This window comes from Kangiella aquimarina DSM 16071, from assembly GCF_000374105.1.
In the GTDB taxonomy this organism is placed as follows: Bacteria; Pseudomonadota; Gammaproteobacteria; order Enterobacterales; family Kangiellaceae; genus Kangiella; species Kangiella aquimarina.
In genome coordinates, this window is sequence record NZ_KB893650.1 from 319,419 (window position 1) to 339,828 (window position 20,410).

General features: G+C 42.9%; 21 protein-coding genes. 3 read left to right on the forward strand and 18 right to left on the reverse strand.

Annotated elements, in window-relative coordinates; genetic code table 11:
• Positions 1–70 precede the first annotated feature (70 nt).
• From katG to B158_RS0101595, 3 genes are all read right to left on the reverse strand, one after another.
• On the reverse strand, positions 71–2,227 hold the full coding sequence (katG, locus tag B158_RS0101585; RefSeq protein WP_018623572.1) for a catalase/peroxidase HPI: 2,157 nt from the start codon (positions 2,225–2,227) through the stop codon (positions 71–73).
• A gap of 196 nt (positions 2,228–2,423) precedes the next feature.
• The gene (locus B158_RS0101590; protein WP_018623573.1) at positions 2,424–2,951 is read right to left on the reverse strand and encodes a GNAT family N-acetyltransferase; all 528 of its coding nucleotides are present in this window, start codon (positions 2,949–2,951) and stop codon (positions 2,424–2,426) included.
• A gap of 71 nt (positions 2,952–3,022) precedes the next feature.
• Positions 3,023–5,338 carry a M20/M25/M40 family metallo-hydrolase gene (locus B158_RS0101595; protein WP_018623574.1) on the reverse strand — a complete coding sequence of 772 codons (2,316 nt, stop codon included), beginning with the start codon at positions 5,336–5,338 and terminating at the stop codon, positions 3,023–3,025.
• A gap of 228 nt (positions 5,339–5,566) precedes the next feature.
• On the opposite strand from B158_RS0101595, the gene B158_RS0101600 reads away from it, so the two are divergent.
• On the forward strand, positions 5,567–6,871 hold the full coding sequence (locus B158_RS0101600; RefSeq protein WP_018623575.1) for a DEAD/DEAH box helicase: 1,305 nt from the start codon (positions 5,567–5,569) through the stop codon (positions 6,869–6,871).
• A 218-nt stretch (positions 6,872–7,089) separates the two neighbouring features.
• On the opposite strand, the gene B158_RS0101605 is transcribed toward B158_RS0101600, so the two are convergent.
• The 5 genes from B158_RS0101605 to B158_RS0101625 form a co-directional block, all read right to left on the reverse strand.
• The gene (locus B158_RS0101605) at positions 7,090–7,566 is read right to left on the reverse strand and encodes a VF530 family protein (protein WP_018623576.1); all 477 of its coding nucleotides are present in this window, start codon (positions 7,564–7,566) and stop codon (positions 7,090–7,092) included.
• 74 nt (positions 7,567–7,640) lie between these two features.
• Positions 7,641–8,789, reverse strand: coding sequence for an FG-GAP repeat domain-containing protein (locus tag B158_RS0101610; RefSeq protein WP_211215570.1), 1,149 nt, complete (start codon positions 8,787–8,789; stop codon positions 7,641–7,643).
• A gap of 26 nt (positions 8,790–8,815) precedes the next feature.
• Positions 8,816–9,412 carry a dioxygenase family protein gene (locus B158_RS0101615; protein ID WP_026309181.1) on the reverse strand — a complete coding sequence of 199 codons (597 nt, stop codon included), beginning with the start codon at positions 9,410–9,412 and terminating at the stop codon, positions 8,816–8,818.
• 27 nt (positions 9,413–9,439) lie between these two features.
• Entirely contained in the window at positions 9,440–10,027 is a 588-nt protein-coding gene (locus B158_RS0101620) for a cytochrome b (protein ID WP_018623579.1), read from the reverse strand.
• A gap of 89 nt (positions 10,028–10,116) precedes the next feature.
• A complete protein-coding gene (locus B158_RS0101625; protein WP_033413926.1) occupies positions 10,117–10,971 on the reverse strand; it encodes a LytR/AlgR family response regulator transcription factor in 855 nt (284 codons plus the stop codon).
• Between the two features lie 350 nt (positions 10,972–11,321).
• On the opposite strand from B158_RS0101625, the gene B158_RS0101630 reads away from it, so the two are divergent.
• Positions 11,322–12,149, forward strand: a complete 828-nt coding sequence (locus B158_RS0101630; RefSeq protein ID WP_018623581.1) for a MipA/OmpV family protein — start codon at positions 11,322–11,324, stop codon at positions 12,147–12,149.
• A gap of 34 nt (positions 12,150–12,183) precedes the next feature.
• Here B158_RS0101630 and B158_RS0101635 read toward each other — a convergent pair whose 3' ends face one another.
• From B158_RS0101635 to B158_RS0101675, 9 genes are all read right to left on the reverse strand, one after another.
• Positions 12,184–12,477, reverse strand: a complete 294-nt coding sequence (locus tag B158_RS0101635) for a hypothetical protein (protein WP_156823032.1) — start codon at positions 12,475–12,477, stop codon at positions 12,184–12,186.
• 109 nt (positions 12,478–12,586) lie between these two features.
• Positions 12,587–12,916 carry a hypothetical protein gene (locus B158_RS0101640; protein ID WP_018623583.1) on the reverse strand — a complete coding sequence of 110 codons (330 nt, stop codon included), beginning with the start codon at positions 12,914–12,916 and terminating at the stop codon, positions 12,587–12,589.
• Between the two features lie 26 nt (positions 12,917–12,942).
• Positions 12,943–13,539 carry a glutathione S-transferase family protein gene (locus B158_RS0101645; protein ID WP_026309182.1) on the reverse strand — a complete coding sequence of 199 codons (597 nt, stop codon included), beginning with the start codon at positions 13,537–13,539 and terminating at the stop codon, positions 12,943–12,945.
• 106 nt (positions 13,540–13,645) lie between these two features.
• Positions 13,646–14,164, reverse strand: coding sequence for a YcxB family protein (locus B158_RS0101650; RefSeq protein WP_018623585.1), 519 nt, complete (start codon positions 14,162–14,164; stop codon positions 13,646–13,648).
• A gap of 91 nt (positions 14,165–14,255) precedes the next feature.
• Entirely contained in the window at positions 14,256–14,882 is a 627-nt protein-coding gene (locus tag B158_RS0101655) for a DUF4304 domain-containing protein (RefSeq protein ID WP_018623586.1), read from the reverse strand.
• Between the two features lie 97 nt (positions 14,883–14,979).
• Positions 14,980–15,390: a hypothetical protein gene (locus tag B158_RS0101660; RefSeq protein WP_018623587.1), complete on the reverse strand. Its 411-nt coding sequence runs from the start codon at positions 15,388–15,390 to the stop codon at positions 14,980–14,982.
• 190 nt (positions 15,391–15,580) lie between these two features.
• Positions 15,581–16,993, reverse strand: coding sequence for a DUF1996 domain-containing protein (locus B158_RS0101665; RefSeq protein WP_018623588.1), 1,413 nt, complete (start codon positions 16,991–16,993; stop codon positions 15,581–15,583).
• 103 nt (positions 16,994–17,096) lie between these two features.
• Positions 17,097–17,759 carry a response regulator gene (locus tag B158_RS0101670; RefSeq protein WP_018623589.1) on the reverse strand — a complete coding sequence of 221 codons (663 nt, stop codon included), beginning with the start codon at positions 17,757–17,759 and terminating at the stop codon, positions 17,097–17,099.
• 19 nt (positions 17,760–17,778) lie between these two features.
• Complete coding sequence (locus B158_RS0101675; protein WP_018623590.1) at positions 17,779–19,221, reverse strand: ATP-binding protein; 1,443 nt, start codon at positions 19,219–19,221, stop codon at positions 17,779–17,781.
• Positions 19,222–19,470: 249 nt separating this feature from the next.
• On the opposite strand from B158_RS0101675, the gene B158_RS0101680 reads away from it, so the two are divergent.
• Complete coding sequence (locus B158_RS0101680; protein WP_018623591.1) at positions 19,471–19,758, forward strand: hypothetical protein; 288 nt, start codon at positions 19,471–19,473, stop codon at positions 19,756–19,758.
• Positions 19,759–19,861: 103 nt separating this feature from the next.
• Here the strand turns inward: B158_RS0101680 and B158_RS0101685 are convergent, their stop codons facing one another.
• A complete protein-coding gene (locus B158_RS0101685; protein WP_018623592.1) occupies positions 19,862–20,269 on the reverse strand; it encodes a hypothetical protein in 408 nt (135 codons plus the stop codon).
• Positions 20,270–20,410 lie beyond the last annotated feature (141 nt).

The following is a 20,410-nucleotide window of genomic DNA, read 5'->3' on the forward strand; positions in this document are numbered from 1 at the left end:
ATTTCGTAGAAACTATTTAGATGTACAAAAATGTTTGCCGCATCAACTTACTGATGCGGCACTGTATGGTTTAGATTAAATCAAATCGATCAGAGTTCATGACTTTAGTCCATGCAGCAACAAAGTCTTTAACAAATTTTTCCTTGTTATCGTCCTGAGCATAAACTTCTGCTAAAGCTCTCAATATCGAATTTGAACCAAACACTAAATCAGCACGTGTTGCTGTCCATTTTTTATTCCCAGTTTTACGCTCACAGATTTCATAAAGATTGTTACCAGCTGGTTTCCATGTGTAATTCATATCAGTTAAATTCACAAAGAAGTCATTGGTCAAGACGCCTTCGCGATCAGTAAAGACACCATGCTTGCTGTTTCCATAATTAGTACCAAGCACTCGCATACCACCGATCAAAACGGTCATTTCTGGCGCAGTCAGGCCCATTAGCTGGGTGCGATCCAACAACATTTCTTCAGCTGGAACTTCATAATCTTTTTTCAACCAATTACGGTATCCATCATGTAGCGGTTCCAGTGGTTCAAATGATTCAATATCCGTCATCTCATCAGATGCGTCACCCCGACCTGGTGAGAATGGTACTTCTATATCAAAGCCTGCTTTTTCTGCAGCCATTTCGATACCCACATTACCTGCTAATACGATGACATCTGCAATACTGGCGCCATTGTCTTTGGCAATCGGCTCTAGCACTTTTAGCACCTTGGATAATCGCTTTGGCTCATTGCCCTGCCAGTCCTTTTGTGGTGCAAGACGAATTCGCGCACCGTTGGCACCGCCTCGTAGATCCGAACCACGGAAAGTTCTGGCGCTATCCCAGGCGGTAGTCACCATCTCACTGATTGACAGCCCGCTATCCTTAATCTTTTCTTTAACGGCAGACACATCATAGTCTTTGTTGCCCTCTGGCACAGGATCCTGCCAGATTAAATCTTCCTGCGGTGCATCTGGGCCAATATACCGTTCTTTGGGGCCGATATCGCGGTGGGTTAACTTAAACCAGGCGCGTGCAAACACTTCTGAGAAATACTCGGGGTCTTTATAGAATTTTTCGGATATCTTGCGATAGTCCGGATCCATTTTCATGGCCATATCGGCGTCGGTCATGATTGGGATTGTGCGAATAGAAGGATCTTCAACATCGACAGGCTTGTCTTCTTCCTTGATATTTTTTGGCTGCCATTGCCATGCACCCGCCGGACTCTTGCTTAATTCCCATTCGTGGTTAAGCAGCATTTCGAAGTAACCGTTATCCCACTTAGTAGGATTGGTCGTCCAGGCGCCTTCAATACCACTGGTCATTGAATCGCGGCCAATGCCACGCTTTTTCTTGTTGTTCCAACCAAGCCCTTGTTCTTCTACGTCACAAGCTTCAGGCTCTTTACCCAGCTGCTCTTCCTTTGCGTTACCATGACACTTACCAACGGTATGTCCGCCAGCCGTTAACGCCACCGTTTCTTCGTCATTCATCGCCATACGCGAAAAAGTTACTCGGATATCTTTCGCTGTTTTTAAAGGATCAGGATTACCGTCAACACCCTCTGGATTTACATAGATCAAACCCATCATTACCGCTGCCAATGGATTTTCCAGATCACGCTCTCCAGAGTAACGACTATGTTCATTGTCACTTGGCGCTAACCATTCTTTCTCAGCTCCCCAATAAATATCTTTTTCTGGATGCCAGATGTCTTCACGACCAAATGCAAATCCGTAAGTCTTAAGACCCATGGATTCATAGGCAACCGTTCCAGCATAGGTCATTAAATCTGCCCAGCTGAGTTTATTACCGTATTTCTTTTTGATTGGCCAAAGCAGGCGACGCGCTTTGTCGAGGTTAACGTTATCTGGCCATGAATTAATCGGAGCAAAACGCTGATTGCCAGTTGAAGCACCACCGCGACCATCCGCAATTCGATAAGTACCCGCCGCATGCCAGCTTAGACGAATCATTAATCCACCGTAATGTCCCCAATCCGCGGGCCACCAATCCTGACTATCGTTCATCAATTCATGCAGGTCTTTTTTTAAGGCTTCAAAATCAAGTTTTTTGACTTCTTCACGATAGTTAAAATTATCTCCCATTGGATTTGTTTTTCTATCGTGCTGATGGAGAATATCGAGGTTTAGAGCACTCGGCCACCAGTCTGTATTTGATGAACTGGATTTAGTAACCGCTCCATGCATTACAGGACATTTTTTCTCGGACATAATTTACTCCTTTTAATTCAAGAACCGTATGATTGACAATATACCGATACGGCCTAAATATTTAAAACCGTTATATCACACATACTAGATATTTATTTTTTATATATAGTTACTATTGAATGGCTCTATGAAGTCGAGTGAATTATTTTTTTAGGAACAGGTATTCTTCAAGGGTATTATCAATACGTCTTAATTGTTATTTTAGTATCAACCTAAAACCATAAACTTTCAGTTTTTGTTGCATAAAATCCAAATCTAAAGCTCTTTCAAAACCCAGTCGTTCATACATTCCCCAGGCGACTTTCATTGCCTCTGTGCTGTGGATGACTACTTTTCCCTTTCCTAAATTGCGAGCACGTTCGATACAGGCCATAGATAATGCTTTCCCAACACCCAATCCACGCGCATCAGGATCGACAGCAAGCAAACGAAAACCACAGGCATTTTTTTCATGAACCGCAGTTCCTCCAGAGCCATAATGCTTCATATCACTAAAAAACACTACTGCACCAATATTTTTTCCATTGGAATCTTTGGCGACTAAAATCTCGGTTGTTGGAACTAATGTCAAATCTCCAACATTAAGTAGCATTCTGTAGTAATCGGGTTGCTCGTCTGGTTTTGGGAACCCGTCAAGGCTTGAGTATACTCTGACTAGAAGCTTTCCGATTCTATCAAAATCATCTGTTTGTACTTTTTCTATAGTAAATTCGGTCATATTCATTTTCACAAAGCTTCTACCCCGTTTGAGAGATTTATTCTAAAAAAATAATGATCAATTTTTACAATACTTATCTATAACTTATGCCTTGAAATTATTAACGTTTTGTCACCATCATGCACTGACACAACTTTATCGCCTTTTAAAGCTGAAAGATATTGATACTGCTCAGGAAGCTGATCGTATATTGATACCACCATAATAGTCAGCGGCTGATCCACTCCATAACGGATTGTCAGTTTCTGTTTCGCACACTCATCGCCACGACAACGGTACTCATAATAACTCGATGAGTACCCAGGCTCTTTTTCATACCAGAGGGTATCGTTACCGCTTTGTATAGTGCTCAGTTCAGAACTTTTTGGGATAAAGATACGCTGTTCGAAGAAGTTTTTATCTGATGAATCTACAAACACCTCCGCCACACGGCCATCATTGTCAATACTAACGTAGTCACCGCTTACTGTTATTTTTGGCATGCTTTGTGGTTTGGCTTTAACTGCAGGGAATTGACTGTTTAACCAAGGGTACACGGCTTGATTTTCAAAGTTATCATCAAACGCATTTTGCAACGATTCTGGAATATCACTTTCTTGGTTGTGTAACGCAATCCTCTGTTCATTCTGATTGACTATGTATCGTATATTCAGATGTTGAGGTGCATCAGGACTGTAAGCTGGTTGGATTCCTGCCCACAATGTTGTGCCTATCCACAATATTCCTAGCGGCAACATTAACTTAGCAAATGATTGATTGATAACTGATGACGATACAATGACTGGTAATAGTGTTATCAATCCAAAACCAATCATTGTTGCTACTGCGACGGATAAATGAAACGTTAATAGTTTCTCAAACACAAACGCCATCGCTATAAAACACACGGAGGATAAAACAGCCGTCGCTGTCGCAATAGTTTCAAATATGCTTTGCTGTCTTTTTTTCGTCATTCGATTAATCAGTAACAGCAGTACCAATCCTCCGAGAGCAATCATTCCAGGTAAAGCAAATAGAATGGCCACGCCAGGAGCCAGGATGGCCATACCGATGCATAATGTTGACCACAATAGTGATAACCCAACCAAGGATTCAATAGGCTGTGTTCGTTTTAGCAATAAGCGCCCTACGGTGAAAAGAATCATAAAGCTGATGATCCACAAACCAAATCGCATCGGTAATCCATTCGCAGTCCAGGGCGCCTGCTTGCCAGTCAGCCATTGAATCAAGTACTGATACAAGATCCCTGAAATGGCTATAAGCACAATGATTAATAACCCAGAAAAAACAGTCAGCAAGACTCGTGACACTGTGATAGCACCTGCAACTTTTAACATCACCAGAATCACCACACTGGCTGCCAGCAATAGACTAGCAATTAGAAGGTTATTACTTTCGTCCCAACTGACAACAAACAGCCCCGCGTAATCTGTGAATACTTTGTTTCCACTTTCAGCCTTCGTCAAATTTGTATCTTTTAATTCTTTGAGTACACCCCAGACATTATCACCATGATGCTGCAAACTTCCTTTGTTCAGCCGTTTAGAATTATCTAAGGGTGTATGGTAGTGAGGTAAATTTTCGCCATGTGCAAAGTTTAGTCCCTGTAACCCGTACTGCTTGAAAACCGTTAGGTCGGTATCATTCGGTAATATCTTATAAGCTTCATAGAATATTGAGCTGGTCAGCGGTGCTGGCGTAGACCCGGCATACAGATCCACTAACCAACCACTATCTTCCGCAGTTTCAAACATGACACTCTGACCACTTGTGCCTCTTGCTTCAATATTGAGTGCGACCTTCAGGTTCTTTGCCTGTGGATGCTCACGCATAAAAGCTCGCGCACCCATTAATCCATACTCTTCGCCCTCGTTGAATAAAAATACCAGACGATTTTTCGGTGGCGATGACTCCTTGACCAGTCGCATCGTTTCAAGCAGTGTTGCAACCGCCGCCATTGCATCGCTGGCTCCTTCAGCACTAGGCACCGAATCATAATGGGCAGAAAGCAATATACCTTCATCACTCTCCGTGCCATCTATGCTCACAATAATGTTATTAACCTGTGTGCATCGAGCAGTTCCTGTTTCATAATCGAGACAAACCTGAGTTTTTTGTTGTTCTACTGCATATCCCATTTGCATTATCGTATTTATAATACGACTAGCTACTTGTCGGTTTTCTTCTGTATCTACGGTATGTGCGACTCCCTCTCCTGTAAGATGTTCTAAAATGTCGAATGCTCGCCCCGCTGAAAAAACATCCTCATCTGCATCACTCGGCAAATCATCAATCGGTAGCATCTGCAATCTAATGAATATCGCGCTTAAAATGATTAAACTGACTGCAACTATAAAGTTGACGAAAGATGTCTTTTGATTTTCGATTTGCACGAGATTTTCCTTTTATTATCTTTACTTTCTTACATTAATTATGTCCCTATCATAATCAGACTATACATTTTTACCATGTTAAATTTTCAGTTGTTGCTCTTCTAATATTGTTGTTTCTCTATTTAAAGTTTCGCAACCATTGGTAATTATCAATACTCAGCCTTTTATCCTCGTAGTCTATCGCGGAAAAGGCTAAACTGTGCGTCTTATGCATTAATCCTTTCCTACATGCCCTTTTCCAAACTCGATTTAATACAGCCATTACTTGATGCTCTACACAAAAGCGGATATACCACACCCTCGCCTATCCAGCAGAAAGTAATTCCTTTAATTCTAAATGGCCGGGACATTATGGCCGCAGCCCAAACTGGGACTGGCAAAACAGCTGGCTTTGCATTACCAGTTTTACAACGTCTGTCTGAAGGGAAAAGAGTTTCAGCCAACTCTGCTCGTTGTTTGATTTTGACGCCTACCAGAGAGCTTGCCGAACAGGTTCACCAGAGCGTACAGAAGTATGCAGCCAATTTATCGCTTAAATCAGTCGTCGTTTACGGTGGCGTTAAAATAAACCCTCAGATGTTAAAGCTGCGTCGTGGTACTGATGTATTGGTCGCAACCCCAGGTCGATTATTGGACTTAATGGAACAGAATGCGGTTAGTTTTACTGATCTTGAATTTCTGGTTCTCGACGAAGCCGATCGGATGCTTGATATGGGTTTCCTGCCAAGCATTAAGCGAATCATTGGCAAGCTGCCAAAGAACCGACAGACATTGTTATTCTCTGCCACCTTTTCTGAATCAATTAAAGCCATAAGCCAGCAATTTCTCACTAACCCTGCTTTAGTCGAAACCGGGCAAACCAACACCACGGCGACAACAGTCAAACAATGGATTTATCCAGTAGACAAGAAGCAAAAACCTGCTTTGCTCAGTTACCTCATCGGTCACCACCGCTGGGATCAGTTGCTGGTATTTGTGCGTACGCGTAGAGGCGCTAACAGGCTCAGTGTCGATCTTGATAAGCGTGGCATTAAAGCCACAGCCATTCATGGAGGCAAAAGCCAGGGCGCACGTAACCGAGCGCTCGCTGAATTTAAATCCGGAGAGGTAACAGTCCTGGTGGCAACCGACGTGGCAGCTCGCGGTCTTGATATTGAACAGATGCCATTGGTTATTAACTATGATTTACCCAATGTTGCCGAAGACTATGTCCACCGCATTGGACGTACTGGACGGGCAGGAGAAAAAGGCAGCGCTATATCCCTTGTTAGCGCCGATGAAGTTGACGATCTTCGTGCTATTCAGGATCTCATTCGCCAACAATTAGAACGAAGAATTGCCGATGGCTTTGAGCCACAGCATTCACTACCAGAAACTCCACTCAAGAGTCCGCGCAAGAAAAAGCCCCACAAAAAGAAATTGGCTAAAGCACAACTGAATCAAGCCAATAAAAAATCTGGCGTTTCGCAAAATAAAAATAAGCGCAGAAAACCAAAGCCCACGAACAAGGCTGGTAAAAGTAATAGGACTTAATTGCCCCTGATCATTTCCTTGGCAAACACCTTAATTATCGGGCTTGTTGATCTTCGCTTGGATAACCCGTAAGCCAGAGCCATCCCCCACCGTCATTGCCGGGCTTGAGGGTCTGCCCCCTTGGGTGCCCGGCAATCCAGTGACTTTAATTCATTGATCTTTACTGAATGGATAAATCAAGGAGGGATTTCTTCGGACTCTAACTCACTACGAACATCTTAACTCCAGTTCCCCCAAGGGTCTTTGCTCTTGTCGGCCTGTGAGTCTGATGAGCCCCTTGATTCATGGCGTTTCTTACGCGAGGCATAGCCCCCACTTTTATCATATTCGGCTGCTTTTTTTGCTCGTTTCTCGTTTAACTTCTCAGCATCTTCCAAACTTAATTCAGCAGGCTCACCCGGCTTTTGCTCATCAGGAATAATTCGGTCTCTGGGCGGTACTTTAAACTGCTCAGACGATGCAGGTGGCAGATTTTTATATTGATACATATAAAACGCTTCGACCTTTTCACGTGCCCATTGTGTTTTCTTAAGAAACTTAATGCTCGATTCAATACTCGGATTGGTTTTAAAGCAGTTAATATTTAAATAAGCATAAAGGATTTCAAAACCATAATGATCTACTAATTCAGTGACCATTGCTTTTAAACCCACGCCATTAAGAGGGTTGTTCTTGTAATTAATTTCAGAGTTCATGCTTATTTCTATAATAAAATACGTGTCCGGCCATTATAACGTTTTAGTGAAGAGTAAATAGCCTCTAATCCTGTTTAACGTGACATTGGTTTACTGACATAAACGACCGCCAGTTCACTATCGCCATCAGCGATTATCATGTCGCTTAAGCCATCGTTATTTAAATCCGCCATAGCTACCGCCCATGGATTAGCAATCTCTGGGTGATCCAGGTTTACTGTTTCGAAGTCATCGTTACCACCGAATATGATTGTAAAATGACCTGACCAGTTACTGATCAATGCATCCTCTATTCCATCGCCATTTAAATAACCAACTGCTATCTGTTTAGCCCCAGATGCCACGGTTAGCGTTGATTCAAGTTTTTTCGTAAAACCGCCTTTCCCATCACCTGGTACAATACTGATCACACGTCCATTGGTCGCGACTATCAAGTCTTTGTGAGCATCGCCATTTAAGTCCGCTAGCTCCACAGCAAATGGGGCCTCGGACATGTCTAACGTTTGTAGCGAAAAGCCCAAGCTTTCTTTATCGACTTTATTAATCATAATTCCGATGGCACTGGGGTTGGGAGTCACCATATCCAATGATCCGTCATCATTGATATCATCGACAGCAAATCCCCGATAGGGATCACCTCCCGCTTTTATTAGGGTACCTTGTGATACAAACTGTCCGTTATCCTTTCCTTTCAAAACCCGTAAGCCAGTATTAGTACGGTCATCAACGATGAGATCCTCGATGTCATCACCATCAAGATCCGCAAGTGTCACAGCATGTGGGTGAGGATCGACATCCACTTTTATGGGTGAATGTGAGGCTTGAGCAAAACCTCCCTTCCCATCACCTAAAAGCAATGTGATATATGACGTCTCGTGATTCGCAATCGCAATATCTATGTTTCCATCTCCATTAATATCTGCGGCATCCATATGAGTAGGATTATCGCCGGCAGGGATCCGGTTTAGTTCGTTTAAATGACCTTTCCCATCACCTTGGTATACGACAATATTATTGTCCGAGTAGTCCGCGATAATAAGGTCCTGGTCGCCATCAGAATTAACATCACAAAACAGTACCGATGGTTGTCCTGATCCCGCTTTGAGTACATAAGAATAAAATTGCCCATTACCAATTTCGATAATGTCTTCTTGAGCGGCAACACTCAAAGTGCTAAATAAGACTGTCTGTAATACTAGTGCTTTCGAATATATCTTCATCATTTTCCTTACTGTTTAACTCATTTCAGCTATTTATAATCTTGAACCCCTTCCCCTAAAATAATGTCACGCTGAATCTGCCAAACACCCTGTTCATTTCGCTCCACTTTACTGTCGGCACACCCGCCTCGACAGTTATGATTGCTACGCTTCTCAGCCGTTAGTAATGGATCGTCATCAAATGTTATATCATCAATATAGTAGGTTGCTTTATCTGGTTCGATGATATGCATATGAATATGCTGTGGAATGTCTCGCCCAGGGTAGGCTTTAGGCCTAATGGTCATAAATTCATATTGGCCTGCCTGATTGGTACGCGCCCAACCGCGCAATCGGCCGTGACTGGTGGAGCCTTTTGGATATTTGCCGCTGTCATCAGTTTGATAGGCATAGACAATGATTCCCTTAGCAGGCGTACCGTCTTTTTTATAAACAGTACCCTTAACAATTAGAGCCTCTCCTGGCTCGTCAACGGGCGCTATCCTGGCACTTGAACTGACGTCATCGGGCATGCCTACGAATACGAGTTCGCAGCCCTGACACGGTCCCCCAATAACTGCCTCCTGTGCAGAATATGCTGCAATACTCGTTAAAAACAGACAATAGAAAGTCATTAGCCTAAACATCGTTAACTCCTTATTTTTCTAGATTATTTATTGCTTCTGAAACGCCATTTTAGATAGCGTTTTATCTTTCTTGATGTAGTGGTGATACAAAGCCGCAGAGATATGCCCTACTATTAGAAGCCATATCACCCAGGCACCAAGATAGTAGTGAACCAGTTCTGCGGGATCTTCTAGCTGCTCTAAAGTCACACCGAAAAGGCTTACCAATTCAACATCTCGGAATAAAGTGATATCGAACCATAAAAAATAGGTAATGACTCCTCCTTTGGACAAATAATCTGCAATCGATAAATAGCCGGAAAGAGGCATGATTATCATAATAAGATAAAGGATGTAATGCCCCGCACGGGCCGCTAACCGTTGTGTCTTTGAACCAGGCTCTGGATCGGGAGTTTGGTTCAGACAACGCCAAATGATCCTAAGTACTATCAGGCCACCTAAAGTTATACCAATGGACAGGTGAAGCTGAATCGAACTCCATTTCTCGAAATCACTTTCTGCCAGCCAGTTTTGATAATAAATGGCGCAATAAGACGCCAGATACAATATAGCTGTTATCCAATGGAATCCTTTAGCGATTGAGCCATAAGTTTCAGATGTGTTCTTCAGTTGCATGTGTTTACTAAGCAGCGGTCAGTAGGAATAAACCTAATGTCTCTTCCGGCTCAGTGAGAGTCAATTTCAAATGATGTAAGGCGATGAGTCTACGCCTTAAGCTGAGGACCTGAATTAATGTGGTGCTTGAAGGCACTGACATAATTTCTGCTAAGTCGGACTTCCGTGCCATCTTCAAGCTTTAAATCATAGTCACCATTCAGTCGAGATTGGTACGAAGCTACTTTATCGACATTGACAATACTCGAACGGTGGACTCTGATGAATCGATCGTCTAACTTCTCACTTATCGATTTTAAAGACTCAGAATGCAGATATTGTTTATCTTCCAGCTGAATGGCGACATAAGGCGTTGCTGCTTTAATATACAGAACATCGCTGAGATTGATTCGAAAATTATTTTTACCTGAGTTAACGGTTAAATATTTATTGGTTGACGTTGGAACCTGAGATGCTTCATTTTCTTGAGTTTGGCTGCGAGACTCGTCATTATGCCGTTTTGTTTCTAAATGCTTTAACCAAAGAACGAATATCCCATATATCAGAAGCATTTTCACCAAGTCGTTTGCCAGAGTGTAAGTTAAAACCTTAAGTATTCCATAAGCTTGCTCACGAAATATAACTGATAAGCCCCATATGGTGAGTGGTACCAGGCTTAAATGCACTAATGTGGCAACTGCCACGGCTCCCCCCATTCGAACAGCGCTATTTAAATATCCTTTGTGATGTGAGTACTTAAGCAACAGAAGTATCGGTGGGAAATATAACCAGAAGGTCTTAAACAAAATTGATTCAGAAAAGAAAAATGGATAGCCATTCCTTGCAGAATGGAAGTAGTCCTGAAGTATCGCAATAGCTACTGCCGCTATACTTACAGATAACAAAATACTCAGGACCTTGTTGCCCTTGAAAAATTGATTACTTTCTTTAATTTTACTTATCATATGTTTCAGCATAATCATTTGTTCTTGTTATATAGAAGCACAGTTCCACATGAAGCCGGTTTCAACGTCTATTTATACCACATTGTGGGTTAGCAATCTCTGAGCATCCAATATATCCGTTGGCTGTCTGCCTGTATTCATGTCCTCACTCATTTAATTTGCTAGATTTCTCAAGTGAACAATACGTTTACAAACTAGCTCAAACACTGGAGAGCAGTTTTGTAACATCAATTCCCTAAAAGTAATGACAGTAAGAGCAAGCTCCCTAACAAAATTTTCACATATCCTGTGATTCAATACATCATCATAACTAGACTTTCTGTCCCAACTTATTCTGGAATGAAGATCAAATGAAAAAGTTTACATCCTTATTATTGATCATGTTGGCACATGGCTTTTTCTCACAATCGGCTTTAGCCAAGGAAGAAAAATCTGCCTTGGTTCCTTTACCCTCAGTTGATGACTTCACCAAGGGCGAAGACGGTTGGGCCTTTGCCCTAGGCTTAGGCGTTGAGTATGAGTCAGCCTATGAAGGGTCTGATGAATTTGGATTCGAAGCACAGCCTGCTGGCGCCATTCAATGGCGTAATGGTGATGATATTTTCTACTTTGCAGGCGAAGCGCTTGGTTGGCGTGGTCTTCGCGCTGACACCTGGTTATTTGACGCGGCCGTAGCCTTCGATGAAGGTCGCGAAGAAGGCGACTCCGACGAAGGTTATTTGGATGGCCTCGGCGATACCGAAGAAGCAACTGAGTTAGTCCTTCAAACACGTTATGCACTCGATGACGATTGGCGTTATTGGCTTGTTGGTCGTGTTGTCACAGGAAGCAACGGTAATCTTGGTCTATTTGGTTTAGGTTATCGCTTTGGCGACCAGCTTGACGGTACGGGCTCTGAAATAAATGTAGTCGGTGTATTTCATGATAGTGAATATGCCAATAATGGTTTTGGCATAACCGCAGAACAGTCCGCCGCGTCAGGATTACCTCAAACTAATTTAGATGGTGGTTTCCGCTCAATAGGCATTGATTATACTTACCGCTATTACCTCAATGACAATTGGCAAATTTTCGGCGAAGCACTTTATGAGCATTTCAGTAGCGATGTTCGTGAAAGCCCAATCGCTCGCAGCGACTATGAAGCCGAAGTGAGTATCGGTTTTATTTATATATTCTAAATACATTACAAAACAGCGCCGGCTGGATTATCACTCATTCTTTGATCCAGTCCGGCGGCTTCCCTACCCACTCCAATTCCTTCGTATCTAAGTTCGCCAGACATTTTGAATAATATTTAGTGCCGTTCCGTTTATACCGAACACCATAATGTGCAGAATATGGTTTGATATCAATTACAGTACATCCACGCTCTGTTAAATAATTTTCTATGAACTTCATTCTTGGTGGATCACTAATGCGCGAGAGGATTTTTGGAAGTGCTCCAAGTAACAGCATGATTCCAATAAATATAACTACACCAATAGCGATCGCTTTTAATATTTCCATCTGATATTTCATCCAATAGCAAACGTTCTAATACGCATATATTCTTGCAGAATATTTGATGAGAACGTGTAAATCATTACTGAAAAGAGGATAGCCCTTTGATTATGTATTACTGAGGCACTCCATAAACAGCAATAGATATAATAAAAACTATCGATGATATGGCCGCTGAAAAGTAGCTCACAACAAAAGGCAGTCTCAATTTCGTTGCGAAGGCTTTAGCTTTTTCGCATTGAACAGATTCGTAATCTCTCTGCATTAAGTATTTGTTGAGTGGCCATGCACTAATAAGATCAGCATTACCCATTAAAGTTGGACTGCCAGAGTGCTCCCACAAATCAGGGTGCTTCTTTTGGCTACCTTTAATAAATATCCAAGATATGATGCTTTCTAGAATTAGACATACACCAAATATTGTAAGGGTTACCCAAAAAATCATTCAATCTCCCTTTTAATTAGTGACAATTACGCCATCCTTTTGAAGTTGGGTAGTGATGCCACCCGATTCAGCCATTCCTGAATGGCTGGATAGTCATCCAACTCAAACCCACCTTCATGAGCTACGTGAGTATATGCATAAAGTGAAATATCTGCAGTGGTAAAGTCCTCACCTGTTATGAATGGGGTTTTACTAAGTTGCTGCTCCATTACTTTTAACGCCTTATGTCCACCAGCTTGTTTCGAGGCATACTCCTCTAACCTATCGTCTGGCATTCCTAAGTACTTGTTGATAAAGCGGGCTACTGCGATGAACGGTTCATGGCTGTATTGTTCAAAAAATTGCCATTGCTGGATTCGTGCCTGAGCAAGCGCCCCTTCAGGATAGAACTCTGTTCCATTTGCCAAGAAATTAATAATGGCGTTCGACTCGGAAAGAGTCTCGCCCTCAATGAGTTCAAGAAGAGGTATTTTGCCATTGGGGTTCATTTTCAAGAATTCTTCAGTCTTGGTATCGCCAGCCAGTATATCTACATTGATCCACTCGTGATCAACATTCAGCAAACTACAAACAAGTTGAACCTTGTAGCAGTTACCTGATTTGGTATCACCGTAAATTTTCATGTTCTTACCATTGCCATCTAACTTGTTTTGCATAATTCAAATGGTGGAAATTCATTATCGATGCTCTACTTCTATAAACTGAAATTTATAAAAAAATTCCACGATTTCATTGTGACGATTCCATTTCTTTTAACTTTACGACCACGTTTTTAACAAAATCTTCTTTCTCTTTCCGTGATTCAAAAGAACGTATTGGGAGCCAGTTCATGGCACCGTCCGAAAAGCCAATAAAGATTCCTTTTTTAAAAGATTCAAAGGCTTCAACCTCATCCCAGCTCCGAATGATAGAAATTCCTTCTTCTGATACAGCTTCAATCTTTTCATTTGTGAACATGAGATTGATTTCTTGTTCAGGCTCATTGGACTCTTTAATAAATTTTATTTCCAGATATGGCTTTAAAACTATTTTCCAGATAATTACACAACCTAAGATTAACCATATTAAGGGTTGCCAGATATTATCGGCGTTTGGAGCCATGAAGATAAATCCCAATAACCACATAACACCAAGCAGGAATACAAGGCCTCTTGACCAACCACTCATACCAGACTGAGCACTCCTAACGGCATTGTATCCGTCAACTAGATCTTTATGTGTGCTGATGTATTTAAATTTATATTCCATTTTTTCTTTAATCCCCGTAATCGATGAACTTGTATCGCTAGTATTTTAATAAAGTCATAATAATAAAATAGCTGATTTACTCTGACCCTATTCATTCAGCTAATTGCTCAAGCTCTATTTTTAATCCAGAATCTTTATCTGAAACGCGCAATCCAACCCTTGCATACTTTTGTTGCTGATCCTTGTTCCCAATGTGCTGATTTATTCTTGCTAGAGCCAAGGCGACTCTGGAAGGAATAATCCCTCCCTCGATATTAGAGAGTTCTTCTGATTCAAATATTTCAAGCGGGAAAGCTTCTTGGACGCTTTCTACACTGCCATATCTTGAAAAGATAGCACGCCCAACAACTTTGTATGTCTCACATAGATGTTCAACGGATTTCTTGGTACTCCCAAAAAGGCCATTTCCCCTAAATTTCCACCAATAATCTGATTTCCCCTCTGGAGCAACACGGAAGCGGAACTCTGAGTCAACTTCTTTTATTTTATTTAAGTTTGGCATTTGTTTGCTATCCCAGCAAACAGGCAGGAACGTAAAATGAACACCTACATTTAGGCAGCAGCTTCCTCCATACTTATTGTTTTGTAAGTTGATTGTATGTATCACATCCCCTTTAACTCTACGAAAGTTTTGCCCACTACCTTTAAAACCATCCTGCCTCAATAGAGGAATAAATGTTTCATTTATGTGCTTATAAAAACGTTTTTTATAGTCCATTAAACCTCACACTAAAATCACTTTGCCATTTTGACTCATCTTTACGCTTCTGGCACGAAGTTCACCTGCTTCCTTAACTGTTAATACAGTTATATAGCTAAGTATTTTCATAAGCCTTTTTTAGTTTACGACGAACTCCAAGAGTAAAAATTATTGATATAGGATAACCTAGTATTCTTATCGGATTGATAAAGTGTGACCAATACGGCTTTGCGTACCATTTCTTCATTCTTGCTTTCAGATACTCTTCGTCATAACACCAATCAGGCATTATCATCCAAAGCATACATGGAAAAATTAAGAATGAGTCTACTGCGAATGATGCACATACATCGCGAACAATAATCTTATTTACTTTTTCCCAATCAGGGTAGTCTTGTTTAATTTTCTTCGCATATTTGGGGTAATCTTCGCTCTCCAAGCCTATCTCTGTCCATGCGTATGACATGACATCCCAAATCTTGTATTGATCCATATTTTTTAAACTTGAAATTTTATTAACGGACATTCCTGTTCTGTTATCCCTTTCGAGATTTGTTTATCGATATTATGGCTGAATAAATACACGCATTATAGTAATTGGCTCCTTTGTAATTGCAATTCTTTTCTTCGCTCATTTTCTAGGGAGCTATTTTGTAATGTCAGTACAAAAACCGACAACTTGTGTTATCGGTTTTTTTATTTAAACAATAGTATTTTTAATAACCCATTCCTCTATTAACGATGGGCGGTTCTTCCTGGGTGCCTTCGCGAGTTCCAGACAAACGGTACCCATTGGCCAGATTGCCATCATGACAATCCAGTCCGGCTTGAATACAGTTGCTGAGGATTGCTTCCATGATGCTGGGATGCCATGCATTAAACCAATCTCCATGTAGGGACAGTCCGCCAGCCTGTTCGTTGGTCACCTCGTACATATCCGCAGCCAGTCGCCAACCTTTACTGCTTCTCTCCACGGGGTGAGTGTATTCAGGCAACACACCGAATGCATAATGATAGCTGACGCGAACTACCGGCACTGGGTGTGAATCCGGACAATGAGTTCCTTCTGGGCCACCGTCGTTTACCGGATAAGCCATGTGGCTACGATGGTCTTCAGAGTCTAGATTTTCTCCGTCCCAGCAACTGGGGAAGAACAAATCCATTCTTAATCGATCCGGCTCTTGGCATTCTGGTATGGTCGCGCTGAACTGCGGATTGCTGGCGTCGTCTGACTCCCAGGTCTGGCAATGCCAGCGTGCAACGGTGCTGTCCTGTTCTTCGCCGGGTCGGGTACTTGCTACACCGGCAATCATACGTAAACCTGGTGGTAACGGTTGAATCGAATCCAAATCATCGACACCAGCAGAATAGTAGAAAACTTCATGCGCTTCATCGTCATTGCCGACCACCGCTGGCACCACCTGCCAGGCAGGATCGCCGTTGTCATCCAGTTCACGCTCGCCGCTTATCTGATCATAGACGGGTGCCAATAGAGCCGGAACCCAATACGATGACAGGTTGAGCAAGTTACCCTGACAGGTGGATTCACCCTCGGTATACAAGGATGCCATGGTCGTATTTTCATCCACCACCGTGTTGCCATAGAAGCGGTGTAAGTGCGCTGCATCATTTTGTCCCGGGTAGACAATGGGGTCATCGTAGCTGCTATGCGCAAAGTCACAGTTGATTCGAAATATCCCGCGCCAGCTATTAGGCTCCACCGGGCTTGGCGAAACATTGGTGGCAACTAAGTCTTCGTGACCTTCATAAATGACATTATTTACATACCAATTGTACGATGTGACTTCTCCGAAACTTCCAGACTCATCATAAGCTCGCACGCTCAACCAGTTGCTGCCAAGTGCAATCTCCTCTTTAAAAAATGGTGACTCACACTCACTGTAACTCTCTTCGTTTATGGCGCACTCATAACCAGTAGCATCAGGTGCACTGAATTCGAACTGCGCATAACGCAAGGAAGTGGTTTCGTCAGGAGTTAACGCTAAAGTAACGTCCAAGCTAGAACCGGTTTCTTCAACGCTGGTCGTTTCAGTATTCGAGCTGCTATCGCATGCGGTTAGGGTTCCGCCCAACAGTAATAGCGGAAGGTATTGTTTGAAGGATTTCATTCACTGCTCCAAGGGTTATTCGATAAAGTATGTTTACCCTTCTAAGCTTAACGATCCATTTTTCAAACAATGTGCAAGGATTGTGAAACTGCTGTCACCTGTTTTAATCAAATTTATAACCCACACCATAAATTGATCGGATGGGATTATCTGCTAATGGCAGCTGCTCCAGTTTTTTTCGTAATTTTTTGACGTGACTGTCTATGGTCCGTTCGGAAACCAGTCGTTGATCGGTATAGATAGCATCCATCAATTGATCACGTGAAAAGACTCGGCCAGGTTGTTTCGCTAAAGTGCTGATCAGACGAAACTCTAACGCCGTCAGTTCCAGTACCTGTCCTCCGGCACGCACCTGATATTTCTCTTCATCAATTTCTAAGGTGTCCTGCGCCGTAGCCATTCCCTCTACACGACGTAAAACTGCGGCTACCCGAGCGCACACTTCCCGCGGACTGAATGGTTTGCAGATATAGTCGTCAGCACCCGATGAAAGGCCAAGCAGGCGATCGATTTCTTCGACCCTGGCGGTCACCATAATGATCGGCAGATTAGAGTTTTTTCTGATGTCACGACACAGGCTCAATCCATCCATCCCCGGTAGCATCAGGTCGAGCAGAATCAATCGAGCTGAATGCTTGTTTAGCCACGGCATGACTTCATCGCCACGATGTAGCATTTCTACCTCATAACCTTCGCGGATGAGATAGTCGCGCATCAGCTCAGCAAGTTTGACCTCATCTTCAACAATTAATATCGGCGTACTCATATCGCTGCTCTCTGTAGATTTACTTACCGTAAAGTGGAAAATGCACGGCAACCTTCAGGCCGCCTAATTCGCTGTGACTGGCCTCAATCCACCCCTGATGACCTTCCGCAATGGCGCGGCAAATAGCTAGCCCTAAACCGGCACCACCACTGATTCGATCCCTGGCACTGTCAGTTCGATAGAGTCGATCAAACAGCTTTTCCAGATCCTTATCTGCTACGCCGGGATGACTGTCTTCCCAAATTAAGGTGGCCGTTCCAGTGTTTCTATCTTCGAACAAACGTACTCGCAGTTGCCCCCCTGCATCGGTGTAGCGTAATGAATTGATCAGTAAATTACGGAATAACTGAATCAGCCGTGATTCATCCGCAAACAAAACCAGTGGCCGGTTCGGGGAATGGAAATCCAGTGTGATATCTTTCTCAGATAACTGGGTTTGGCTTTGTTCTAAAAAGTCGCTTAATAATGCCCCCAACGAACACTCCTTGCGCTGGTATGACAAAGAACCCTGATCAGACAGCGCCAATTCATACAGGTCATTGATCAAACCGGTCAGCCGCTCCACTTCGGCATGCAGCGACTTTAGCGCTGACGGTTGCAGCGGCCTGACTCCATCAATTAAGGATTCCAGCTCTCCTTGCAGAATAGCCACCGGCGTGCGCAATTCATGAGAAATATCGGCTATCCATTGCTGACGTGCTTTCAGGTTATCTTTTAATGTATCGGTCAGCAGGTTAAAGGCATGAGCGAGCCGACCCAGCTCATCGTCAGAAGTCACCGGCAAGGGCTCCAGTTGTTCAATCTTCCCTCCAGCCAGCTGTTGCATCGACTCTTGCAATCGCGTCACCGGTCGCACCAAGCGTTTTGCAAACGGAAAGGCCAGGCCAACAGAGATCAGCAAAATGCCTAATACAATCCAGGCCGACTGCTGCAACTGATGGGTTACAAATAATCGATCCATCTCTCGCTCTAGCTCCGTTGAATGCGCCACTCCCAGCTGCCCTATCACTTCGCCATCTATCATAATAGGTAACCACTGGATACTGGTTTTTCGATGCTCAGGATTAATCACGGGCAATTCAATAATGGGGTTATCGTGCGCGTCACTGAGCAATAATCGCTGTGTCATCGGATGTGGCGGTCGAGGCTTTCGAGGCGGGCGCTGTGTTGATTGCGAAACTTCGATGACTTGACTGTCTGGCTCAGCTTCTCGTATCAGATACTGCTGTACCAGCCGCTGCCACTGCCTGCGGTTGTTGTGTAGCCATTGCCAACTTCGCCCCTTCTGCTGGTAGGCTTCAGCCAATCCTTCCACCAATGGCTGCAATTCCTTGGCCTGGTCGTTACGAACATATTCCTGAAAGCTACGGTTAAAGTTCCAGCTTATTGCAGTAAACAAGGCAGCGGCCAACAACAGGTTGGCTACCAGTATGACAAAAAATTGCTTGTATCGAATCTGCATCTACACCGCCAGTTTATAGTCCGCTATCGCCTTAAAGATATCCTCAAAGGCTTAAACCCGCTTATCTCAAACATCTGTAAGCAATATACACCTCGCACACTGGTGAACCAAATTGCACTCAACAACTTGTCATTTTTTTCCACATTCGCTGAACAATTCCTGCAAATCTTGCTTTTAGGATTACCACTAATGGTTGGCAATGCTTAGCCCGCCATTATCACCCCTAACCATTTATTAAGAGGTAATATTATGAAGACTAAAACTAAGATGTTCTTAACCGGATTCGCACTGTTAACTACAATTTCAATGACGAGTGCCATGGCACATCCGTCTGAGTCCGGTAAACGCCACGGCCCGCCGGAAGAAGCCGTTGCAGCTTGCGAAGGTTATATTGAAGGTGACTCAGTGAGTTTTGAAGCACCGAATGGCGAAACTTTGGAAGCGACGTGCAAGAAAGTGTCTGGCGTATTGGCTGCGGTTCCTAATGATCATGGTAAACGTCCTCGCAAACCATGTGCTGATAAAAACAAGGAGTAACGATAGGAACGTTGCTTAGTAACTACAACGGGCTACAAAGTTTCTATGTGGCCCGTACTTATTTCTTAACGCCGCGCTTTCCGGCCTGAGGTAATCTGTATTTTTAAGTTCCCAATAGGGATTTGTTAACCAATCGAAGTTTCAGGTTATAGCCATACCCGCACTCAACTTCTAAAATTTCTGACTTTGGAACTGTTATGATGTTAGCCTCTTGCGTACCAATAAACTCTCTATCTTCCGAGCTTAAGGTTTTGCACCAAAAAGAAACTAATGCACGAGCATTTTTTTCGTCATAGACTACGACATCAGCTGAAACATATATAACACCACTTTCTCCTTCTTGAGTTAGGAGGTCCGATATTTTAAATGCCTCGGGCGAGAAAAGTACTTTCTTTTCCTCTTTTACTGCGGTGTTCCACAAAATCTCTAAGCCTATATCAAACTCTTCGGCACGGTCGGCTTTCAATGAAGAACAAAGAAGAAACAGGCAAAGTAGTTGTATTAATTTCATTTTGTTAACGCCCGCTTTTGCTGCTGGTTTGGATCACAGCGGAAAACCAGTCCGACAACATGTGCTTGTTATACCGTAATTTAATAAGCCCGTTGCTCTCCGAAGAAACAAAAAGAGACATTATCAGGCCATCTAATTTTG

Coding starts and splice junctions, on each gene's coding strand:
- B158_RS0101605 (WP_018623576.1), bottom strand. CDS start 7,566: ATGAACTCTGAAATTAATTACAAGAACAACCCTCTTAATGGCGTGGGT.
- B158_RS0101665 (WP_018623588.1), bottom strand. CDS start 16,993: ATGAAATCCTTCAAACAATACCTTCCGCTATTACTGTTGGGCGGAACC.
- katG (WP_018623572.1), bottom strand. CDS start 2,227: ATGTCCGAGAAAAAATGTCCTGTAATGCATGGAGCGGTTACTAAATCC.
- B158_RS0101615 (WP_026309181.1), bottom strand. CDS start 9,412: ATGTTTAGGCTAATGACTTTCTATTGTCTGTTTTTAACGAGTATTGCA.
- B158_RS0101680 (WP_018623591.1), top strand. CDS start 19,471: ATGAAGACTAAAACTAAGATGTTCTTAACCGGATTCGCACTGTTAACT.
- B158_RS0101610 (WP_211215570.1), bottom strand. CDS start 8,789: ATGATGAAGATATATTCGAAAGCACTAGTATTACAGACAGTCTTATTT.
- B158_RS0101675 (WP_018623590.1), bottom strand. CDS start 19,221: ATGCAGATTCGATACAAGCAATTTTTTGTCATACTGGTAGCCAACCTG.
- B158_RS0101685 (WP_018623592.1), bottom strand. CDS start 20,269: ATGAAATTAATACAACTACTTTGCCTGTTTCTTCTTTGTTCTTCATTG.
- B158_RS0101590 (WP_018623573.1), bottom strand. CDS start 2,951: ATGAATATGACCGAATTTACTATAGAAAAAGTACAAACAGATGATTTT.
- B158_RS0101630 (WP_018623581.1), top strand. CDS start 11,322: ATGAAAAAGTTTACATCCTTATTATTGATCATGTTGGCACATGGCTTT.
- B158_RS0101635 (WP_156823032.1), bottom strand. CDS start 12,477: ATGGAAATATTAAAAGCGATCGCTATTGGTGTAGTTATATTTATTGGA.
- B158_RS0101620 (WP_018623579.1), bottom strand. CDS start 10,027: ATGCAACTGAAGAACACATCTGAAACTTATGGCTCAATCGCTAAAGGA.
- B158_RS0101645 (WP_026309182.1), bottom strand. CDS start 13,539: ATGAAAATTTACGGTGATACCAAATCAGGTAACTGCTACAAGGTTCAA.
- B158_RS0101670 (WP_018623589.1), bottom strand. CDS start 17,759: ATGAGTACGCCGATATTAATTGTTGAAGATGAGGTCAAACTTGCTGAG.
- B158_RS0101655 (WP_018623586.1), bottom strand. CDS start 14,882: ATGGACTATAAAAAACGTTTTTATAAGCACATAAATGAAACATTTATT.
- B158_RS0101600 (WP_018623575.1), top strand. CDS start 5,567: ATGCCCTTTTCCAAACTCGATTTAATACAGCCATTACTTGATGCTCTA.
- B158_RS0101625 (WP_033413926.1), bottom strand. CDS start 10,971: ATGATAAGTAAAATTAAAGAAAGTAATCAATTTTTCAAGGGCAACAAG.
- B158_RS0101660 (WP_018623587.1), bottom strand. CDS start 15,390: ATGTCCGTTAATAAAATTTCAAGTTTAAAAAATATGGATCAATACAAG.
- B158_RS0101640 (WP_018623583.1), bottom strand. CDS start 12,916: ATGATTTTTTGGGTAACCCTTACAATATTTGGTGTATGTCTAATTCTA.
- B158_RS0101650 (WP_018623585.1), bottom strand. CDS start 14,164: ATGGAATATAAATTTAAATACATCAGCACACATAAAGATCTAGTTGAC.